This is a genomic window from Paraburkholderia sp. GAS32 (assembly GCF_050434225.1).
GTDB lineage: Bacteria > Pseudomonadota > Gammaproteobacteria > Burkholderiales > Burkholderiaceae > Paraburkholderia > Paraburkholderia madseniana.
In genome coordinates this window covers 44333-64151 of the sequence record NZ_JBNPVS010000027.1, presented here as the reverse complement: position 1 = coordinate 64151, position 19819 = coordinate 44333, and the positions used below count along the sequence as shown (strand labels likewise).

Sequence of the window (19819 nt, the reverse complement as noted above, 5' to 3'; positions counted from 1 at the left end):
GGAGCATTCATGACCGATTCGAACCCGTCTTTCCTCGGCAGGATTTCACTTGCCGTCAGTACGTTTTTCAGCATCCTCGGCGATGGCGAATTCGCCGCCGGGGTGCTGCGTCTGCGTAACGGCGACGCAGGTGGCGTCGCTGCCGCGAGCGCTGCACCCGCACCCACGCCCGCTCCTGCCGCGGCACCGGCTCCAGCCCCGCAACCGGCGCCCACGCTGAAAGAAGCGAGCCCGGACGCCGCACTCCAACTGCTTGGCCTGCTGCAACGCGACGCGCGCTTCATCGATTTCGTCGAAGAAGATATCAAGGCCTATAGCGACGCCGACATCGGCGCCGCCGCCCGCCTCGTGCACGACGGCTGCCGCACGACGCTGCGCGAGCATTTCACGATCCGTCCGGTGCGCGACGAAGCCGAAGGCAGCCGCGTGACGCTGGCCGAAGGTTTCGACGCCACCTCGATTCGCCTGACCGGCAATGTGGTCGGCAAGGCGCCGTTCAACGGCAGCATCAGCCACCGCGGCTGGCGTGTCGACGAAGTGCGTCTGCCGAAGCTGACCGACAGCCATAACGCCAAGGTAATCGCACCGGCCGAGGTGGAGCTATGAGCGACGCACGCTTTTCAATCGGTATCGATCTAGGCACCACGCACTGCGCGCTGTCCTACGTGGACACCACGGCCAGCGATGGTGAAAAGACCGCCCAAGGCGTGCTGCCGGTCGCTCAACTTACCGGTCCCGGCGCGATCGACAACCTCGATCTGCTGCCCTCGTTCCTCTACCTGCCGCATCCGGACGAACTCGCCTCCGGCGACCTGTACCTCCCGTGGACCGGCCAGCGCGAATTCGCAGTCGGCGAGTTCGCCCGCAGCCGCGGCGCGGCCACGCCGATTCGGCTCGTGTCGAGCGCCAAGAGCTGGCTGTGCCATCCCGGCGTCGATCGTCGCGCGGCGATTCTGCCGAACGACGCGCCGCCTGAAGTCGCTCGCGTGTCGCCGCTCGAAAGCTCGGTGCGCTATCTGACGCACCTGCGCGAAGCGTGGGATCACGCGCATCCGGACGCACCGTTCAGCGAGCAAGACATCACGGTAACGATCCCTGCATCGTTCGATCCGGCCGCACGCGAGTTGACCGCCGAAGCAGCGGAAGCCGCCGGTTACGGACGTATGACGTTGCTCGAAGAACCGCAAGCCGCGCTCTATAGCTGGATTCAGAAGAGCGGCGGCCAATGGCGCAAGCAGGTCAAGGTCGGCGACATCATTCTCGTGGTCGATGTCGGCGGCGGCACGACCGACCTCTCGCTGATCGCCGTGATCGAGCGCGAAGGCAATCTCGAACTGCATCGCGTCGCGGTCGGCGAACACATTCTGCTCGGCGGCGACAACATGGACCTCGCGCTTGCCCACGTGGTCGCGCGCAAACTTGCCGCGCAGGGTACCCAGGCCGACGCGTGGCAACTGCGCGCCCTCACCTATGCCTGCCGCTCGGCGAAGGAAACGCTGCTCAGCGATCCGTCGACCGATACCGTACCGCTCGTCGTACCGAGCCGCGGTTCGAAGCTGATCGGCGGTTCGATTCGCACCGAACTCACGCGTGCGGAGTTGACCCAGACGATCCTCGAAGGCTTTTTCCCGCAGGTGGATAGCGCGGCGCGTCCGGTGAGCCGCGCGCGTGCCGGTCTGACGCAACTCGGCCTGCCGTATGCGCAGGACGCGGGCATCACGCGGCATCTGGCGGCCTTCCTTGGCCGTCAGGTGGGCGCGCTGGCCGAACTCGAAGGCTTGCGCGATATCACCACGACGGAAGGCGCGACGTTCCTGCACCCCACAGCCGTGCTCTTCAACGGCGGCGTGTTCAAGTCGCCGCTGCTAGTCGAGCGGATCATGGGCACGCTCCATGGCTGGCTCGGTGCCGAAGGTGCGCCGCAGGCACGCCTGCTCGAAGGCGCGGATCTCGATCTCGCCGTCGCGCGTGGCGCGGCTTATTACGGCTACGTGCGACGCGGCCAGGGCGTGCGTATTCGTGGCGGCACCGCACGCGCGTATTACATCGCGATCGAATCGGCGATGCCCGCCGTCCCCGGTCTCGAGCCGCCGGTGCAGGCGCTGTGCGTCGCGCCGTTCGGCATGGAGGAAGGTACGGACGCCGAACTGCCGGCGCAGGAGTTCGGCCTGGTCGTCGGCGAGCCGGTGCACTTCCGTTTCTTCGGATCGTCGGTGCGTCGTCAGGATCAGGTCGGCACGCTGCTCGACTTCTGGGGGCCCGAGGAGTTGCAGGAACTGGAGGAAATCCAGGCGACGCTGCCGTCCGCCGGCCGCACCGCTGGTGAAGTCGTGCCGGTGAAGCTGCATGCGCGCGTGACGGAAGCCGGCACGCTCGAACTCGAAGCCGTGCCGCGCGGCACCGACGAACGCTGGAAGGTCGAGTTCGACGTGCGCGGCAACGCGAATGCATGACTGAAGTGAAGCAGAAGCGCTACAGCGTCGGCATTGATCTCGGCACCAGTAACACGGTGCTGGCCTATGCTGCAGCAGGCTCGCAGGAGATTCGCGTATTCGAGATCGATCAGTTGGTCAGTCTCGGCGAAGTCTCCGCACGGCCGCTGCTGCCTTCGGTGCGGTATCACGCTGCGCCGGGCGAGCTGCGTGCGGGCGATTTGCAGTTGCCGTGGCGCGCGCCTGACGGTTCGATCGGTAACGCTGCCGGAAGTCAGCAGGATCCACCGGTAGTGATCGGCAGGCTCGCGCGTGCGCTCGGCGGCCAGGTGCCGGGACGGCTGGTGGCGAGTGCGAAAAGCTGGCTGTCGCACGCGTCGGTGGACCGGGTCGCGCCGATCCTGCCGTGGGGCGCCGCGGACGATGTCCGCAAGGTCTCGCCGGTCGAAGCCAGCGCGAGCTATCTGGCGCACGTGCGGGCGGCCTGGAATCAACGCTTTCCCGACGCGCCACTCGAAGCGCAAGACATCGTGCTGACGGTGCCCGCTTCTTTCGACGAAGGCGCACGAGCGCTGACGGTGGAAGCAGCGCGGATGGCGGGCCTGCCCACATTAAGGCTGCTCGAAGAACCGCAGGCCGCGTTCTACGACTGGCTGTTTCATCATCGCGAAAGCCTTGCGACCGAACTGTCGGACACGCGACTCGTGCTGATCTGCGACGTGGGCGGCGGCACCACCGACCTCACGCTGATCGAAGTCCGCATGCGCGACGGCGAGCCGGAGCTCACGCGCATCGGCGTGGGCAACCATCTGATGCTCGGCGGCGACAACATGGATCTTGCGCTCGCGCATCGCGTCGAGGCGCGTTTGCCTCAAGCGGGTAACGAGCGCACGCGTCTATCGGCGGCGAGCCTCTCACAACTGGTCGAGCGTTGCCGCGGCGCGAAGGAACAACTGCTTGGCCCAGACGCGCCGGAGTCGGCTTCGATCACGCTGCTCGGCGCGGGCTCGAAGCTGATCGGCGGCGCGCGCACGGCGCAGGTCACGCGCGAGGAAGTCGAGCAGATCATCGTCGACGGATTCTTTCCGGCGGTGGCATCGAACGAACGGCCCGGCAGGCCGCGCGGCGCGATCGTCGAGTTCGGCCTGCCCTATGCCACCGACGCGGCGGTCACGCGTCATATCGCGGCGTTTCTGAACCGCTTCGCGGCGCAGTCGCGTAAGGCGCTGGGTTCCGCTTCTGATTCCTCCGCGCTTCCTTCCGATATGAGCGAAGCTCAGGACGAGTCTTTGCCGGTGCCTGACACGCTGTTACTGAACGGCGGCGTGTTCCGCGCTGAAGCGCTCGCGCACCGCCTGTCCAGCACCTTGAGCACGTGGCGCGGCGAATCGCTCAACGTTCTGCACAACGACAATCCCGACGTCGCCGTGGCGCGCGGCGCGGTCGCTTATGCCCTCGCGCGCGCTGGCCAGGCGCCGAAAATCGGTGGCGGCTCGGCACGCAGTTACTTCCTCGTTCTCGACGAAACCGGCGATGACGAACGAGACGCCGAACCGGCGCAACGCGGCATCTGCCTGCTGCCGCGCGGCACCGAAGAAGGCCACGAAATCCGGATCGAAGACCGAACATTCGCGCTGCGCCTCGGGCACCCTGTGCGTTTTCACCTGGCCTCTTCAAGCGCGGATACGATCTATCAACCAGGCGAGATGGCCGACCTTGCACAAGGCGATTTCGTTCGGCTGCCACCTATTGCGACGATCGTGCAACAGCGCGGCGCGAGCACGACGCGCGGCGAAACCGCGGTACAGATCGCAACCTCTCTCACGGAAGTGGGCACGCTCGAAGTCCACTGCATCGAGCTCGACAATCCGGCGCAGCGCTGGCTGCTCGAATTCCAGTTGCGCCGCGAAGATGCTCAGGTGAACCTGGCGGCGGATGCGTCACAAGCCCGGCACCCCGCGCTCGACCAGGCGATCGACCATATCGACCGCTGCTTCGGCACACGCGCGCAAAACGTCGACCCGAAAGAAATCAAACGCCTGCGCTCGCAACTCGAACAACTGCTCGGCCCGCGCGAAGGTTGGAACAGCGCGCTGCTGCGTGAACTGTTCGGCGCGCTGTGGGAGCGTGCGCGGCGCCGGCGGCGCTCGGCGGACCACGAACGCTTGTGGCTGAATCTCGCAGGCTATTGCGTGCGGCCCGGCTTCGGCTATCCGCTCGACGAATGGCGTGTGGAGCAACTCTGGTCGCTCTTCGACGACGGCATCCAGTACGTCAACGAAAGCCAGGTGTGGTCGGAATGGTGGACGCTATGGCGCCGCGCGGCGGGCGGGCTCGACGAAAGCGCGCAACTACGCGTGCTCGACGCGATGGCCTATCTGCAAACGGCCGCGCAATCGCGTCACAAACTGCCCTTCGACGTGTCGAAAACCGGCTTCACCGACATGGTCAGGCTAAGCGCGTCGCTCGAACGCATTCCGGTCGAACGCAAGATCGAGCTCGGCGAATCAGTGCTCACGCGCTTGAAGAAACCCGCGGAAAATCATCAGAGCTGGTGGGCGGTCGGGCGCATCGGTGCGCGGCGGCCGTTCTATGGCAGCGCGCATAGCGTCGTGCCGCCGGACATCGCGGCGCTTTGGCTGAACACGATCCTCGCGCTCGACTGGAAGAAGGTCGACCCCGCAGCGTTCGCCGCCGTGCAGATCGCCCGCATGACCGGCGACCGCTCGCGCGACCTGCCCGAAGACTTGCGCCATACCGTGGTGCGCAAACTCGAAGCGGCCAATGCGCCGCGCGCGTGGATCGCGATGGTCGGCGAGACCGTGGAACTCGATGACGCCGACGAAGGCCGGGTGTTCGGAGAATCGCTGCCTGCGGGGCTGAAGCTGATAACTGCAACGCCATGAGCGAGCGCCAGGGTGCGGGCACTGCGCGAAGGTCAGTTGACGAACTGCAGTGCCCCACCGGGTCCGGCCACGACGTGACGGCACCAGTCCACAGGACCGCCTTCTTTGGTGGACCAGTCTTCGGTCAGGCAGTAGCGGCCGTCATTGGAAATCGACCAGTGTCCGGATGTCTTCTGCACGCCCTGCTTGCCGCCTGGTCGGGGCATGCGCGTGATCGTGGCGCTGCCGTCTTCGTTATTGGTCCAGTTCCTGACTCGTCCGCTGTCGTTCGTGCGCTCCATCGTCGAGCCTGGCACCGCCTTCGCCAGTGCTTCTTTGGTCATGGGCGTCTGGTCATCGGCCATTGAAACCGCCGACGCCAGGGTGAGAACCAGCAGTGTGGATCTGCCAAGCGCGTTCATAGGCCGCCTCCGCTTGCACCGGTTAGCGACGCCGTCCGGCTAAACCGGCCGGGTCGTCTGTGTGGACTGCAGTGCATTATCGCGCCGCTATGATCCGACGGGAACCGCACCGTCGTCAGCGAGCTTCCGTATAGACCCGTCCCCGCGCGAGGCGGCCTGCCCTAAGCCATCGTCACCAGATTCCTGCCGTCGTGTTTTGAGCGATACAGCGCCCGGTCCGCGCTCGCGAAGCCCTCGCGATGCGCCAGCCGCGACCCCTCGGTCATGCGCGTCAACGAGGCGCCGACGCTCACCGTCACCATGCCGAGCGGCGAGGCGCGATGTTCGATCGCCAGATCCTCGACGCCCTGCCGCAGCGCTTCGAGTGTGTCTTCAAGCGCCACCGGCTCCGCTCGCAGCACCAGCAGGCCGAACTCCTCGCCACCCATGCGCCCGGCGATGATGCGCTCGCCATCGGCCGCCGCCTGCATCACCGAAGCCACCTTGCGCAAACAATGGTCGCCCGCCTGGTGGCCGTAGGTATCGTTGTACTGTTTGAACCAGTCGACGTCGACCACCACCGAGCCCATCACGTCGCCCTCGCGTGCGTCTTTCCACTTGCGCGCGATGCTTTCCAGCAGGAAGCGGCGGTTGTACAACTGGGTGAGCGGGTCGATCGCGGTGGCCGTGCGCATTTTCAGATCGTTTTCGATCATCGCGCGCAGGTGGTAAAACACGCCGCGTTGCGACGCATCCAGGCGGCCGGGTGCCGGGTCCATCGCGCACAGGGCGCCGACGATCTCGCCGTTCGGCGCGCGCAGTGCAATCGCCGCGTAAAAGCGCACGAAGGGATGGCGCTGCACCAGCATGCATTCACCGAAACGGGTGTCGTCGTGGGCATCCTCGATGACGAACAACTCCGCGTCGCGCACCGCGTAGTCGGCCAGCGAACGAGCGCGGGTCACGAGCGGCATCGCCATGCCGACTTCGGCCCGGTAGTGCTGATGCTCCTTGTCGAGCAACGTGATCGCGGTGATCGCCGCGCCGGTTACGCTCTTCAGGATTTCCGCCGCGTGCGTGAAGCATTCGCGCATCACCTGATCGTCATGCAACAACCACTCGATGACCGACGATTCCACCTCGGGTTCGCCAGCGGCGGACGGATCAACCAACATCCTGCTGGACAGACGATCGTTACTGTAAGCGAGTTGCACGGCTGGGTTCCCGGAAGTGACTAGCTCGTGTCAACGGCATCTGCATTCGAAACTTGAGCGGTAGGAAGCTGATTCATTCAGCAGACAATTGCAACCTGCGATCGCGTAATCCGGATCTTCTGCGGTGCAGCCGAACGCCTTTGTGCCTCGCATTCGCTTAAGGCCGCTCGCCTCGCGCCAACCGCGCATCGATGTCACGCACCACCGGCATCAGATCCGCCACGCTATCGATCACATAGTGCGCCCCGGCGGCCTGCAACTTCTGGATCGCCACCTTGCGCCGCCATGCGAATTCATCCGGCGCCAATGCCTTGACGTCGTCCTCAGCCATACCGAAGGCATTGCCGCTGACGGCAACACCCACCGCCCACGTGCCGCCGTTGATCCCTTCCTCGATACCGACCTCGGTGTCGTCGACCTTGATCGCATCCTTCGCACGCCACACACCCAATTCCGGCAGCGTCTTGTAGATCATGTACGGCGACGGACGCCCTTCCGGCGTGTCACCCGTACACACGATGCTATCCGGCGAAAAACCCTGGGCCGCCGCGCCCGGCACGATCTCGGCCATGATTTCGCGCGTATAGCCGGTGGTCGTGCCGATCCGGATGTCGTCGCTACGCAGCGCGCTCGTCACTTCCGCCACGCCCGGAATCACCGAACTGTAGCTCGCGGCCACCGCGATATTCTTCGGCACGAAGACGTCGTACACGGCGTCGATGTCCGCTTCGCCCGGCTTGTGGCCGTACTTGTCGGCCCATGCTTGCGACACGCGCGGCAAGGCCATCAGCGCCGCGATATGCGGACGCTTGGCCATGCCCATCGGGCCACGTGCTTCGTCGATCGTGATCGACACGCCGAACTGCTCGAACGTCTCGACAAACGCACCCATCGGCGCCAACGAACCATAATCGACCACCGTGCCGGCCCAGTCGAAAATCACTGCTTTTACGTGTTTCATTTACTTCGATTCTCTGGAGGTTGTAAGGCTCGCGCGACGTGCCGCGCGTTTGTATTCCGCACTCAAGCCGCGCTGCTCAAGCCGCTTCGGCCAAAGTCTTGCGCTCTTCGAGCGCCGCCGCCGGCGGCGCGGCATGCGCGACGCCCATCGCTTGCAGCGACTGCGCGCAGGCCCGCACCACGCGGTGCATCACGCGCTCATCCACCTGACCGATGCAACCGATGCGGAAGCTGTCCACCACCGTCAGCTTGCCCGGATAGATGATGAAACCCTGCTTCTTCATCAATTCATAGAAGTGCTCGAATTTGAACGACGGATGCGCCGGCGCAAAAAACGTCACGATGATCGGCGAGCGCCAACGCGCGTTCAGCAGCGGCTCGAAGCCGAGTTCCTGCATGCCCGCGACCAGCACGTCGCGATTGTTCGCGTAACGCGCGAGACGCCCGGCCTGGCCGCCTTCGAGCTTGTGCAGACGCAATGCTTCGATAAACGCGGCGACGGTATGCGTCGGCGGCGTGAAGCGCCATTGGCCGGTGCGGTTCATCACGTCCCACTGGTCGTACACATCGAGCGAGAGCGAATGACTACGGCCCTTGGCCTCCTGCAACGCACGCTTGCGAGCGATCACGAAGCCGAAACCGGGCACGCCTTCGATGCATTTGTTCGCCGACGAGACAAACGCCTCGCAAGGAATCTGACGCACATCGAGCGGCACCGCGCCGAATGCGCTCATCGAGTCGATCAGCAGCTTGCGACCTTTTTTAGCGGTGGTGGCGGCGATTTCTTCGATTGGATTGAGAATCCCGGAGCTCGTTTCACAATGCACCGCGACCACGTGCGTGATGCGCGGATCGGCGTCCAGCATGCTTTCGACTTCGGCGCCGCGCGGCGGCAGGTAGTCGCCCTTGTCGAGCACCGTGCAGGCACGGCCGAGATAGCCGAGGGTGGTTGCGATGCGCTTGCCGTAGGCGCCGTTGGCCAGAACCAGGGCGTGGCCGTCGCGCGGAATCAGGCTGCCGAGCATGGCTTCGACGCAATAGCTGCCGCTGCCCTGAAGCGGTACGCAGTCGTACTCGCCGTCGCTGTCGCCGGCAATGTCCAGCAGGCTGCGGCGCAGTTGAGCGGTCATCGCACGGAAGTCGCCGTCCCACGAACCCCAGTCGCGCAGCATCGCTTCCTTGGTCGAGAGCGCCGTGGTCAGCGGTCCCGGCGTCAACAGATACGGCTCGCCCTGGGCCGGTGCGGCACACATCACGGTTGAAGGCAGTGCGGACACTGTCGGGGAGCTGTCGATCGCGCTTTCCATGGTCGGAATCTCCGATATCGCTGTTGCGGTCATGACACGGTACAGAAAGGCTGTCCATCGGTAAAATCGATATAATCGATGCAGGTATCGTAAAAACTTATCTCTCGATGAGGCAGACGTGCAATACGCGCAATTGCGGGCCTTTCATGCGGTCGCGGAACACGGCGGGTTTTCCAAAGCGGCGCAGGCGCTGTCGCTCACGCAGCCGGCGGTGTCGGATCACGTGAAGCGGCTCGAGCAGGATTACGGCGTCAAATTGTTCGAGCGCGGCCCGCGCGGCGTCGAAACCACCGAACTCGGCCTGCGTCTCTTCACCGTGACGCGGCAGATGCTTAGCTGCGAGCGCGACGCGCGGCAACTGCTCGAATCCGCGGGTGGGCTCGAGTCCGGCTCGCTCTCGCTGGTGGCGGACGCGCCCGATCTGGCCGTCGCGCTGATTGGCGCCTTTCGCAAGCTGCATCCGGGGATCGTCGTAACGCTCTCGATCGCCAATGCCGCGGATTGCATGCAGCGCGTGTTGTCGAGCGCGGTCGACGCCGCCATTACCGCCGCCCCGCAGGTGCACAGCCGGCTCGAGTCACGCGTGCTGCGGCGCGATCCGCTGGTGGCCATGGTGCCGGTGAGCTATCCCGTGGCGAAGAAACGCAAGCTGAGCTACGCGGAACTCGTGCAACAGCCGATGATTTTTCGCGAGCGGCAATCGGTCACTCAGCAATTGCTGGAAATCGAACTGGTGCGCGAGTCGTTGCAGGTCGAACCGGTGATGTACGTGGACGGGCGTGAAGCGCTGGAGGAAGCGGTCGCGCAAGGCATGGGGGTGGGCGTGATCGCGCGCGCCGAATTCAATGAATCGCGGCGGATCAGGATGATTCCGCTTCAGGATTGTCAGGTGCAGATGATCGAATCGCTCACGCGGCTCGCTGAAAGGCCGGGGTCGAATCTGTTGGACGCGTTGTTTGCGGTGGAGCTGACAAGCGCCGCTACTATGGCGGCGCAATGAAACAAAACGCCGCCGGGCAACGATTGCCCGGCGGCGTTTTCATGCGGTTCTGGCGCAGGGGGCGCGTGTCGAGGCAGTGCATGGCATCGCCATACGAACCCACCACTACACGCTGCTCGCCAATCCTTTTACCGCGAACCGCCGCTGGCGATCAGGCTTTCGCCGGTCATCCAGCGCGAGTCGTCGGAGGCAAGGAACACGGTGACGTCGGCGATATCGTCAGGCTGACCGATACGGCCAAGCGGTGTTGTGCTGACCGCCCAGGCCTCGAAGTCCGAGCCGATGAAGCCGGCAGTATGCGTGCCTTCCGTTTCAACCATGCCGGGATTCACAGAGTTGACGCGAATCTTGCGCGGGCCGAGTTCGCGTGCGAGCACGCCGGTGATGGCGTCCACCGCGCCCTTGGTGGCGGTATAGACCGAGCTGCCCGGCGGCGTGATGCGGCTGACGACCGAGCTGACGTTCACGATGCTGCCGCCTTCGCCCAGATGCTTCACCGCCGCTTGCGTGACCAGGAGCAGGCCCAGCACGTTCACGTCGAAGTGCTTGTGGAAGTGCGCTTCGGTGATGTCTTCGATCGGCGCCATCTCATACACGCCGGAATTGTTGACGAGAATGTCGAGGCGGCCATAGGTTTCGACTGCCGCATCGATGATGCCTTTCGCGTCCGCTGCCTTGGAAACATCGCCGCCAACGGCCACTGCTTTGCCGCCCGCTGCGGTGATTGCGGCGACCACGTCGTCTGCGCCGGCCTTGCTGGACGCATAGTTCACCACCACCGATGCGCCTTGCGCCGCCAATGCTTTCGCAATCGCTGCACCGATACCTTTCGATGCGCCCGTTACAACCGCAACCTTACCTGTGAGTTTGCTCATGATCGTTTCCTTTGGATGGAGTTCGCGCCGGCGTCGCTGTCGCGAAGATTCGCGGGATGGACGCCGATGAAGCGGGACATGCAGTGGCGCTGTCACTGGACACAATGTAGGCACACTGGCCGCATGGATAAAGCGGCTGGAAACGAATAGATACGTCGGATGAGCCGAACAATCGGAAAGACGTTGGGGGCGGAACGCACGAGGGAAGGTCAAACAAAGGCGCGGCGGGCACCGACGCGGACATCGACGCGACACCCGCCTGACTTCATCGCTTGGACACAAACCCGCCGAAAAACGACTGCGCGTTCGCATCGAGCGTTTCGATGTGATACCCGCCTTCCTGCACGATCAACGTCGGCAGTTTCAGCGCACCGACTTGGCCGCCGAGTTGGCCGAAGCCCTCGGTCGTCACCGCCACCATCGATTGCGGATCGTCCTTGTAGATGTCGAAGCCCAGTGCAACGACCAGCACATCCGGTTGAAAACGGGCGAGAACGCGCAGCGCCGCGTCGACTTGCTCGAAGAACACGGCTTCCGTTGAACCATGCGGCATCGGCAGATTGACGTTATAGCCCTCGCCTTTCTCCGTGCCGCGCTCGTCTTCAAAACCGGCTACCACGGGATAGAAATTCGTCGGATCGCCGTGGATCGACACGTACAACACATCGTCACGGCCGTAGAAAATCTCCTGAATGCCCTGGCCGTGATGCATGTCGGTATCGAGAATCGCGACGCGCCCGTACTTCTGCCGCAGCGCCTGCGCTGCAACCGCCGCATTGTTCAGATAGCAGAAACCGCCGGCCGCTTCGGCACGCGCGTGATGGCCCGGCGGGCGGCATAACGCGTACGCTTCACCCGCACCGTCGAGAATCGCGTGCGCGCCGGCCAGCGCGCTCTGCGCCGACCAGTAAGCGGATTCGTAGGTATCCGCGCCGACCGGACAACTACCATCGGCGAGATAGCGTGCCGCTTGCGCAAGCACGCCGCGCAACGGATTGTTCTCGCGGATATACACGTTAGACATCACTTCGTCGCCCCACTCCGCGGGGATCTTTTTCCATTCGCGGTGCGCTTCTTCGAGGAAGCGCAGATAGTTCATCCCATGCACCGCGGCGAGCGGCGCAGCACCGAAATCCGCCGGTTCCTGCACGTCGAAGCCGAGCTTCTTCACGGCTTCCACGAGGCGCAACGCACGTTCAGGCACTTCCTGCGGCGTGCGCATCTGCCCACGCGACAGATAGCTGCGCGGATGATGCTTCAACTGCGCCGGATGAAAAAACGTCTGCATATTCCAGTTCCTTTGCTTCAGGCGTAGGCCGGTACGGCCATCATCGCACGCGCCGGGAACGTCCTTGATTTCATTTGATTCAGCTTGCAGGCAGTGCTTCGGGGGCATCCGCACGACGGCGTTTCAGCGCATCCAGTGCGACGATGCACGACAACGAGATGCCGGCGAGGCACGTGTAAAACACGGCAAGCGGCCACCATTGCCCGGTAAATTTGTGCGCGAGCCATGTCCCCGCCAGCGGCGTCAAACCACCCGCAATCGCGCCGCACACCTGATACGACAGCGAGATCGCCGAATAACGCACCCGCACCGGAAACACGCCGCTGACAAAGCCCGCGATCACCGAATAGAAACTCGCCATGCACACCACGGCAAGCGCGATGCCGACAATCATCGATAGCCGGCTGCCGCTTTCCACGAGCGTGAACATCGGATAGGGCGAGAGCATCGCGGCGAATGCGGCCAACTTGAGGAAGCGCGCACCGCCGATCTTTTCAGCAAGCCATGCGGCGAGCGGTTGCGACAGAAACTGGATGATTGCGACCGCGAACAGGCAATCGAGAATCAGCGATTTCGACACGCCGATGTTTTGCGTGGTGTACGAAATCATGAAAGTGTTGGTGAAGTACACGCCCGCAATGCCTATCGTATTCGCGCCGATGCACAGCGCAACGAGCGCGCCGGAGGAACGGAACACTTCGGCAATCGGCAACTCGACGGTACGCTTCGCTGCTTTCTCGCGCTGGAATTCCGGGGACTCGTTCACACCGATGCGGATGAAGATGCCGACCGCGAGCAGCACCGCGCTCGCCAGAAACGGCAGACGCCAGCCATACGCGATGAAATCGTCGTGCGGCATCGACGTGACCGCGCGAAATGCGATCAGCGAGAGAATCAGCCCGGCCGGGCTACCCAGTTGAGCGAACGAAGCGAAGAACGTGCGCCGCCCTTTCGGCGCATGTTCGCCGGCCATCAGCACGGCGCCGCCCCACTCGCCACCCACCGCCACGCCTTGCACCACCCGCAGCAACACCAGCAGCACCGGCGCGAGCACGCCCACCTTCGTATAAGCCGGCAGCAAGCCGACGCACACGGTAGCGACGCCCATCATCATCAGCGTGGTCATCAACGCCTTCTTGCGGCCGATACGATCGCCCAGGTGGCCGAAGATCACGCCGCCCAGCGGCCGCGCGAAGAAGCCAACCGCGAAGGTCGCAAACGACGCCATCGTGCTGACAAACGGGTCATGTGAGGGGAAGTACAACTCGCCGAACACCAGCGCGGCGGCCGTGGCGTAGATGTAGAAGTCATACCACTCGATCATCGTGCCGATGAAAGCGGCGCTGGCCGCTCGCACGGGCTGACGGGTGGCTTGGGGTGAAGCGTTCATGGCGGCTCCTCTGTCGCGATGCCTGATATCAGGCCATCTTGTGAGGTGTTTTATCGCCAGCCATAAAATATTAGTCAAATTTCGGTTTATTATCCCGGCTATAAATCTGGCTAATGTTGAAGGTGATTCCATGACTCAGTTGCGCGCGGACGTCACGCGTTTTTTGAATGACCGGCTCGACTGGAACCTGCTGCGCACCTTCCTCGTCATCATGCAGGAGCGCAGCGTGAGCCGTGCCGCGGCGCGTTTGCATCTGACGCAACCGGCAGTTAGCCAGGCGCTTAAACGGCTCGAAGACACGCTCGGGCGCAATCTGATCCAGCGCCGCGGTCCGCACTTCGAACCAACCCGCGCCGGCGAGGAGGTGTACCGCATCGCCAGCGATATTTACGGCCACATGTCACGGCTGGAAACCGAACTCGACGACCGCAGCGACGACATCACCGGGTCGATCCGGCTCCTGTCGGTGAGCCGGATCGACTCCGGCGTCTACGACGAATTCCTGGCGGAATTCCACAAGACCTATCCGCGCGTGGATTTGCAGATCGAAGTGATGCGCTCGTCGGACATCATCTCGTCGTTGCTGCAAAAGACGGCCACGGCCGGGCTCGGCTTGTGCCGCACCCCCGTCGACAAACTCGAACAGCGCTGCTTTCTGCGGCAACGGTATGCGCTTTTCTGCGGGCGGCATCATCGGCTGTTCGGGCGGCATGCATTGTCGATCGATCAATTGCTGGCGGAAAACTTCGTGTCGTTCACCAGCGACCAGATCGGCGACAGCCTTTCGCCGCTTACCGTGTTTCGCGATCAGCGCGGCTTTACCGGACGCATCGTGGCGGCCTCGCCGAGCCTCGACGAAGTGCGGCGGCTGATCTTCGCGGGCTATGGCATCGGTTGTCTGCCGGAGCACATCGTGCGCGACGATCTCGCGCAGCAGCGGCTGTGGCGTCTGCCACCCGAAGAGGGTCTGGTCGACGTCGACATCGATCTGCTGTGGCTGCGCGCACGCAAGATGAACGCCGCCGAGCAGGCGTTTCTCGATGGAATGGGGCGCACGATGCAACGCTATGCGCTACCTGAGCGGCTTGCACCGCGCTGACCGAAGATGAACCAGGCGGTTCACCGATTTCCGCATTTGCGGATGAACGCGATCTGCGCGACCACACTTGCCAGCACAGCTAACGCGCCCAGCGTATCCAGAATAGTCGACCACACAATCCAGCCCTCCTGCTTCACGCTCGCCACTTCCTGATCAAACGAATGCGCGCGCCAGTAACTGAATCGACCGGATGCAAGGCGATCTCGGCGCGGGCATCTGGCGGGTGTCGAAGGATGACGAAGGCGCGTGGCTGACACCCTATTATCAATGTGATTTATTTCACAACTGATTTTTAATCGATTTGCCTGATTGTCGGCGGCTTCTTATCCTTGACGCACAACCGGCCGCCGCGCATTGCATGCGGCGTCCGCTCTGCCCCTCCCTGTCCTTTGGCCAGCAAGATCATGGAAAGAACCACCTTCAGCGTACGCGTCGACAGCGTGCGTGACGAAGCGCACGGCGTGCGCTCGTTCAGCATCTCGCGTCTGGACGGACGACCGTTCGACCGCTACGAGCCCGGCGCCCATATCGACGTCACCGTGCCCTCAGGCGTCACGCGGCAATATTCCTTGTGTGGCGACCCGGATCATCGTGAAGCGCACCTGTTTGCCGTCAAGCGTGAGGACGCGTCGCGCGGCGGCTCGCGCTCGCTGCATGACGACGTGACGGTCGGTTGCGAATTGACGATCGGCAAACCGCGCAATCTGTTCCAGCTTGCGTCAGGTGCGAGCGAGCACATTCTGATTGCGGCAGGCATTGGCGTCACGCCGCTGTTGAGCATGGCCTATCGCCTGCTCAAGCAGAACGAGCGCTTCGTGTTGCATTATTTCGCGCGCAGCGCGGAGCATGCGGCGTTCTTACCGTTGCTGTCGCGCGCACCGTTCAGTGATTTCGTGCGGCCTCATTTCGGCGTCGAAAAAGAACAGCTCGATGCAGTGCTGGCCGACTGCGTGGCAAGTGCGCGCGAGGGTTCGCACATTTATACCTGCGGCCCGGGACCCTTCATGGAGTGCGTGGTGGCGATCGGCGAACAGCGCGTGGCTGCCGAGGCGATTCACCTTGAACGCTTCGCCGCCGAGCCCGCTTCGGCGGCTAGCAGCGAATCAAACGCGCTCGATGCATTCGATGTACAGATCGCCAGCAGCGGCGCTACGGTTCATGTCGATAAAAATACGACGATCGTCGCGGCGTTGGCGTCGATCGGTATCGAAGTCGATACCTCATGCGGCGAAGGCGTATGCGGGACCTGTATGGTCGATGTGGTGAGCGGCACGCCCGAGCATCGCGACCATTGCCTGAGCAAAGCTGAAAGGGCAAGCGGCAAAGTGATCTGCTGCTGCGTCTCGCGCGCCACGTCACCGCTGCTGGTGCTCGATCTTTAAGGTTTTTTAGTGCCGGCCAGGTGCTGCATTCGCAGCACCTTCTTCCTTCCGTCTTTACCGGTCGTCGTCGCGAATCGACGATGCATGCCGGCACAGTGCGCGCACTTCGACATCCATATACGGAAACAGCGGTAACTGGCTCAGCACGTCATGCAGTTGCGCGGGGCTTTCCACATCGAACACGCTGATGTTTGCGTAGCGCCCAGCGATGCGCCACAAGTGCCGCCATACACCCTCTTCCTGTAGCTTCTGCGACATGGCTTTCTCATCGGATTTCAAGCGCGCGGCGCGCTCGGCGTCCATATCGAGCGGCAGGTTGACGGTCATCTCAACGTGAAACAGCATGTTGGCTCTCCTTTTCTGATCGGTAATGAAAAACCCCGACTACGCGGAATACTCCGTCGCGCAGCCAGGGTCGATAGATTCATGCGGTATGTGTATGCGTTTTCAGGCGTCGGCGCGTTAGAGCGCCACAGCCTCAGGCTTCAGCGCGCAGCCGTTCCACTTCGGCGCCCGGCAGGTTGTCGCGCTCCTTGAACAGCGTGAAGTCGAAGTCGATCAGCGCAAACTGGCCTTCCACGCCATAAGGCTTGCCTTCCGCGCCCTCGGCCTGCTTGACCGCCGGCACGAGGCCGTCGCGCGTGGCGAACGCAAAGTCGTCCCACAGATACGGATCGCCGTCGATGTTGATCTGCGTGGTCAGCTTGCGGCAGCCCGGCGCCGACACGAAGAAGTGGATATGCGCCGGACGATGCCCATGACGGCCCAACTGATCGAGCAACAACTGCGTCTGCCCTTGCGGCGGCACCGAGTAACCGACCGGCACCACACTGCGGAAGCTGTACTTGCCTTCGGCATCCGTGCGAATCGAGCGGCGCAGATTGAAAGCCGGCTGCGACTTGTCGAAGTACGAGTAGTTGCCGAGATGATTCGCGTGCCACACTTCAACCAGCGCATTCGCGAGCGGCTTGCCGTCTTCGGCAAACACGCGGCCACGCATCACCAGCGTCTGACCGGGATCGGTGCCGTCATCGAGTCGTGCATGCCCGTCGGACACCGGTGCACCCGCCACATACAACGGTCCTTCGATGGTGCGCGGCGTACCGCCTTCAATACCCGCCTTGGCTTCCGCTTCGTCCATACGCAGATCGAGAAAATGCTCGAAGCCGAGGCCCGCGGCCAACAGGCCGAGCTCACCGCTTTTGCCCGCGTCGCCGAGATAATTCAGCGCAGTCCAGAACTCGGCCGGTTGCACGTCGAGGTCTTCGATCGTATAGAACAGATCCTGGACGATGCGGTTGACGATCTGCTTCGTGCGCGGATTGCCTTCGCTGGTGGCACTGTCGTTGATTTTCTGCAGCAGTGCGTCGATAGCTTGCTTGTTCATGGGGTATCTCCTTCGTTTAATGTTCTCGGCGGTTAGCGGATGAACCGTCAGTTCGTGGTAACGCTTGCACCTTTGCGCGTATCGCGCCGCAGGCGGTCGATCTTGTCCCAGTCCAGCGTGATGCCGAGGCCGGGCCCTTGTGGAAGATGCAACGCAAAGTTTTCGTAGCGCAGCGGCTCAGTGAGAATCTCTTCGGTCAGCAGCAATGGCCCAAAGAGTTCAGTGCCCCACTTCAGTTCGCCGAAGGTGCTGAAGAGTTGCGCCGAGGCAATCGTGCCCACCGCGCCTTCGAGCATCGTGCCGCCATACAGGTCGATGTTCGCGGCGAGCGCAATCGCCGCCACCTGCGCGGCGCCAGTCAGGCCGCCCGATTGCGCGATCTTGATGGCGAAGACGTCGGTCGCACGCGCGCTGGCGATGGCGAACGCGTCCGCCGGGCCGTGCAACGCTTCGTCCGCCATGATCGGCACCTGAGCAAGATCCGTCAGACGTTTAAGGCCAGCGCGATTCTCCGCGGCAATCGGCTGCTCGATCAGCGCAACACCTGCATCGGCGAAGCGCTTGCCGGCCCAGATCGCTTCGGATTCGGTCCATGCCTGGTTCACGTCGACACGCACTTCGCCGCGGCCTTCCAGCGCTTTCTGAATCGCCACGACGTGCGCGACGTCGTCGACCAGCGCGCGCGAGCCGATCTTCAGCTTGAACACACGATGCCGCTTCGTTTCGAAAACACGCTCGGCTTCGTCGATATCGCGGGTCGTGTCGCCACTTGCGAGGGTCCACGCCACGTCCACAGAATCGCGTACTCGGCCGCCGAACAACTCCGACAGAGGCACGCCGAGACGCTGCGCCTGGGCATCGAACAAAGCGGTTTCAACTGCGGATTTCGCAAAGCGGTTGCCCTGAAACAGCGCGCGCAGCTTCGCCATTGCCGCGCCTGGACGGGTTGCGTCCATGTCTTTGAGCAGCGGCGCGAAGTACGTATCGATGTTGACCTTGATACTTTCCGGGCTTTCCTCGCCGTATGCGAGGCCGCCGATGGTGGTGCCCTCGCCCACGCCAACCATACCGTCGGCGCAACGGATGCGCACCAGCACGAGCGTCTGGCAATTCATCGTTGCAACCGAAAGCCGGTGCGGACGAATCGTCGGTACGTCAACGAGAATCGTCTCCACGCTCTCGATCTTCACGGGTGTTGCTATCATTCGTTGCTCTCCTGAACTGCTTTCATGAGAGCCCCATAGTAGAAACAACCCGCGAAGCAGTCCAACACCGATTCCGACTACTTCCATACCTTAGGGGTATGCATGGAACTTCGCCAACTCCGCTATTTCATTGCGGTCGCCGAAGAAATGAACATCACGCGGGCCGCCAATCGCCTGCATATGACGCAGCCGCCGCTTAGCCGCCAGATCCAGCAGATCGAGGAAAGCGTTGGCCTCGCGCTGTTCGAGCGTGGCTCGCGGCCGCTGCGGCTGACCGAAGCCGGCCGCATTTTCTATGCGCAGGCCAAGCGTCTGGTCGACGATGCCGACGAACTCGCGCCGCTCACGCGGCGCCTCGCGCAACTGGCCGAGCGCATCGTGATCGGCTTCGTGCCGTCCACGCTCTATGGCGCCTTGCCTGCAGTGATCCGCGCGTTTCGTGAGGCGGCGCCGCATATCGAGTTGTCGTTGATCGAAATGTTCACGATCGAGCAACTCGGCGCCCTCAAAGGCGGCCGTATCGACGTGGGTTTTGGCCGCTTGCGTTTCGACGATGCGCAACTGGCGCGCGAAGTGCTCGTCGAAGAACGGATGATTGCCGCGCTGCCGCAAAACCACCCGCTCGCACGCCAGAAGAAGCCGCTTACGCTTGCCGCACTCGCCGAGGAAACGCTGATCGTCTATCCGAGCACACCGCGGCCGAGCTATGCGGACCAGCAGCTATCGGCGATGCACGACCATGCGTTGGAGCCGAAAGCGGTCCATGAAGTGAGGGAGTTGCAAACCGCACTGGGGCTGGTTGCGGCGCAGGTCGGCGTGTGTCTCGTGCCGGAAAGCGTCGAGGGTTTGCGCGCACATGGCGTGGTGTACCGGCCGGTTCCGGCGGCCAATATCTCGTCGCCGATCATCATGAGCCGACGCTTGCAGGATGAATCGCCGACGACCACGTTGCTGTGTTCGCTGGCGCGGGAGTTGTTCAAGCGGGGTTGAAGGC

At 63.2% G+C, this 19819-nt stretch carries 17 protein-coding genes; 7 read left to right on the top strand and 10 right to left on the bottom strand.

All coding sequences use genetic code 11. The features are described from left to right. Window positions 1-9: 9 nt before the first annotated feature. The 3 genes from P3T25_RS28680 to P3T25_RS28670 are packed head-to-tail and all read left to right on the top strand — an operon-like array spanning window position 10 to window position 5338. Window positions 10-606 (top strand): DUF2760 domain-containing protein, encoded by a 597-nt coding sequence (locus tag P3T25_RS28680; RefSeq protein ID WP_154560772.1) that lies wholly within the window; start codon window positions 10-12, stop codon window positions 604-606. After that, window positions 603-2453 (top strand): Hsp70 family protein, encoded by a 1851-nt coding sequence (locus P3T25_RS28675; RefSeq protein ID WP_429360159.1) that lies wholly within the window; start codon window positions 603-605, stop codon window positions 2451-2453. The genes P3T25_RS28680 and P3T25_RS28675 overlap by 4 nt, the downstream gene beginning before the upstream one ends. Continuing rightward, entirely contained in the window at window positions 2450-5338 is a 2889-nt protein-coding gene (locus P3T25_RS28670) for an Hsp70 family protein (RefSeq protein ID WP_429360157.1), read from the top strand. Before P3T25_RS28675 ends, P3T25_RS28670 begins: the two co-directional genes overlap by 4 nt. Window positions 5339-5370: 32 nt before the next feature. Here P3T25_RS28670 and P3T25_RS28665 read toward each other — a convergent pair whose 3' ends face one another. From P3T25_RS28665 to P3T25_RS28650, 4 genes are all read right to left on the bottom strand, one after another. Next, window positions 5371-5739 carry a DUF995 domain-containing protein gene (locus P3T25_RS28665; protein WP_266240326.1) on the bottom strand — a complete coding sequence of 123 codons (369 nt, stop codon included), beginning with the start codon at window positions 5737-5739 and terminating at the stop codon, window positions 5371-5373. A 161-nt stretch (window positions 5740-5900) separates the two neighbouring features. Further along, window positions 5901-6932, bottom strand: a complete 1032-nt coding sequence (locus tag P3T25_RS28660; RefSeq protein ID WP_429360155.1) for a diguanylate cyclase — start codon at window positions 6930-6932, stop codon at window positions 5901-5903. 157 nt (window positions 6933-7089) lie between these two features. Next, a complete protein-coding gene (gene phnX, locus P3T25_RS28655) occupies window positions 7090-7893 on the bottom strand; it encodes a phosphonoacetaldehyde hydrolase (protein ID WP_154560769.1) in 804 nt (267 codons plus the stop codon). A 76-nt stretch (window positions 7894-7969) separates the two neighbouring features. Beyond that, window positions 7970-9199 (bottom strand): 2-aminoethylphosphonate--pyruvate transaminase, encoded by a 1230-nt coding sequence (locus tag P3T25_RS28650; RefSeq protein ID WP_171927295.1) that lies wholly within the window; start codon window positions 9197-9199, stop codon window positions 7970-7972. A gap of 118 nt (window positions 9200-9317) precedes the next feature. Between P3T25_RS28650 and P3T25_RS28645 the strand changes: the two genes are divergently transcribed. After that, window positions 9318-10199: a LysR substrate-binding domain-containing protein gene (locus tag P3T25_RS28645; RefSeq protein WP_171927294.1), complete on the top strand. Its 882-nt coding sequence runs from the start codon at window positions 9318-9320 to the stop codon at window positions 10197-10199. A 128-nt stretch (window positions 10200-10327) separates the two neighbouring features. Here the strand turns inward: P3T25_RS28645 and P3T25_RS28640 are convergent, their stop codons facing one another. The 3 genes from P3T25_RS28640 to P3T25_RS28630 form a co-directional block, all read right to left on the bottom strand. After that, window positions 10328-11074 carry a glucose 1-dehydrogenase gene (locus P3T25_RS28640; protein WP_171927293.1) on the bottom strand — a complete coding sequence of 249 codons (747 nt, stop codon included), beginning with the start codon at window positions 11072-11074 and terminating at the stop codon, window positions 10328-10330. Between the two features lie 265 nt (window positions 11075-11339). Further along, complete coding sequence (locus tag P3T25_RS28635; protein ID WP_429360151.1) at window positions 11340-12362, bottom strand: histone deacetylase family protein; 1023 nt, start codon at window positions 12360-12362, stop codon at window positions 11340-11342. Between the two features lie 79 nt (window positions 12363-12441). After that, window positions 12442-13752: an MFS transporter gene (locus tag P3T25_RS28630; protein ID WP_429360149.1), complete on the bottom strand. Its 1311-nt coding sequence runs from the start codon at window positions 13750-13752 to the stop codon at window positions 12442-12444. 139 nt (window positions 13753-13891) lie between these two features. On the opposite strand from P3T25_RS28630, the gene P3T25_RS28625 reads away from it, so the two are divergent. Both P3T25_RS28625 and P3T25_RS28620 read left to right on the top strand, forming a co-directional pair. Then, a complete protein-coding gene (locus tag P3T25_RS28625; protein WP_429360229.1) occupies window positions 13892-14851 on the top strand; it encodes a LysR family transcriptional regulator in 960 nt (319 codons plus the stop codon). Between the two features lie 404 nt (window positions 14852-15255). Further along, window positions 15256-16233 carry a PDR/VanB family oxidoreductase gene (locus P3T25_RS28620; RefSeq protein ID WP_171927290.1) on the top strand — a complete coding sequence of 326 codons (978 nt, stop codon included), beginning with the start codon at window positions 15256-15258 and terminating at the stop codon, window positions 16231-16233. Between the two features lie 54 nt (window positions 16234-16287). Here the strand turns inward: P3T25_RS28620 and catC are convergent, their stop codons facing one another. The 3 genes from catC to catB2 form a co-directional block, all read right to left on the bottom strand. Next, on the bottom strand, window positions 16288-16578 hold the full coding sequence (gene catC / locus P3T25_RS28615; RefSeq protein WP_154560763.1) for a muconolactone Delta-isomerase: 291 nt from the start codon (window positions 16576-16578) through the stop codon (window positions 16288-16290). Window positions 16579-16711: 133 nt separating this feature from the next. Then, window positions 16712-17620, bottom strand: coding sequence for a catechol 1,2-dioxygenase (catA, locus tag P3T25_RS28610; protein WP_154560762.1), 909 nt, complete (start codon window positions 17618-17620; stop codon window positions 16712-16714). 47 nt (window positions 17621-17667) lie between these two features. Further along, window positions 17668-18825, bottom strand: coding sequence for a muconate cycloisomerase CatB2 (catB2, locus tag P3T25_RS28605; RefSeq protein ID WP_429360146.1), 1158 nt, complete (start codon window positions 18823-18825; stop codon window positions 17668-17670). Between the two features lie 102 nt (window positions 18826-18927). Between catB2 and P3T25_RS28600 the strand changes: the two genes are divergently transcribed. Continuing rightward, window positions 18928-19815, top strand: coding sequence for a LysR family transcriptional regulator (locus P3T25_RS28600; protein WP_154560760.1), 888 nt, complete (start codon window positions 18928-18930; stop codon window positions 19813-19815). The last annotated feature ends 4 nt before the right edge of the window (window positions 19816-19819 follow it).

Bases quoted from the DNA above. Each gene is read 5' to 3' on its own strand.
- P3T25_RS28680 (WP_154560772.1), top strand. From the start codon at position 10: ATGACCGATTCGAACCCGTCTTTCCTCGGCAGGATTTCACTTGCCGTC.
- P3T25_RS28675 (WP_429360159.1), top strand. From the start codon at position 603: ATGAGCGACGCACGCTTTTCAATCGGTATCGATCTAGGCACCACGCAC.
- P3T25_RS28670 (WP_429360157.1), top strand. From the start codon at position 2,450: ATGACTGAAGTGAAGCAGAAGCGCTACAGCGTCGGCATTGATCTCGGC.
- P3T25_RS28665 (WP_266240326.1), bottom strand. From the start codon at position 5,739: ATGAACGCGCTTGGCAGATCCACACTGCTGGTTCTCACCCTGGCGTCG.
- phnX (WP_154560769.1), bottom strand. From the start codon at position 7,893: ATGAAACACGTAAAAGCAGTGATTTTCGACTGGGCCGGCACGGTGGTC.
- P3T25_RS28650 (WP_171927295.1), bottom strand. From the start codon at position 9,199: ATGGAAAGCGCGATCGACAGCTCCCCGACAGTGTCCGCACTGCCTTCA.
- P3T25_RS28640 (WP_171927293.1), bottom strand. From the start codon at position 11,074: ATGAGCAAACTCACAGGTAAGGTTGCGGTTGTAACGGGCGCATCGAAA.
- P3T25_RS28635 (WP_429360151.1), bottom strand. From the start codon at position 12,362: ATGCAGACGTTTTTTCATCCGGCGCAGTTGAAGCATCATCCGCGCAGC.
- P3T25_RS28630 (WP_429360149.1), bottom strand. From the start codon at position 13,752: ATGAACGCTTCACCCCAAGCCACCCGTCAGCCCGTGCGAGCGGCCAGC.
- P3T25_RS28620 (WP_171927290.1), top strand. From the start codon at position 15,256: ATGGAAAGAACCACCTTCAGCGTACGCGTCGACAGCGTGCGTGACGAA.
- catC (WP_154560763.1), bottom strand. From the start codon at position 16,578: ATGCTGTTTCACGTTGAGATGACCGTCAACCTGCCGCTCGATATGGAC.
- catA (WP_154560762.1), bottom strand. From the start codon at position 17,620: ATGAACAAGCAAGCTATCGACGCACTGCTGCAGAAAATCAACGACAGT.
- catB2 (WP_429360146.1), bottom strand. From the start codon at position 18,825: ATGATAGCAACACCCGTGAAGATCGAGAGCGTGGAGACGATTCTCGTT.
- P3T25_RS28600 (WP_154560760.1), top strand. From the start codon at position 18,928: ATGGAACTTCGCCAACTCCGCTATTTCATTGCGGTCGCCGAAGAAATG.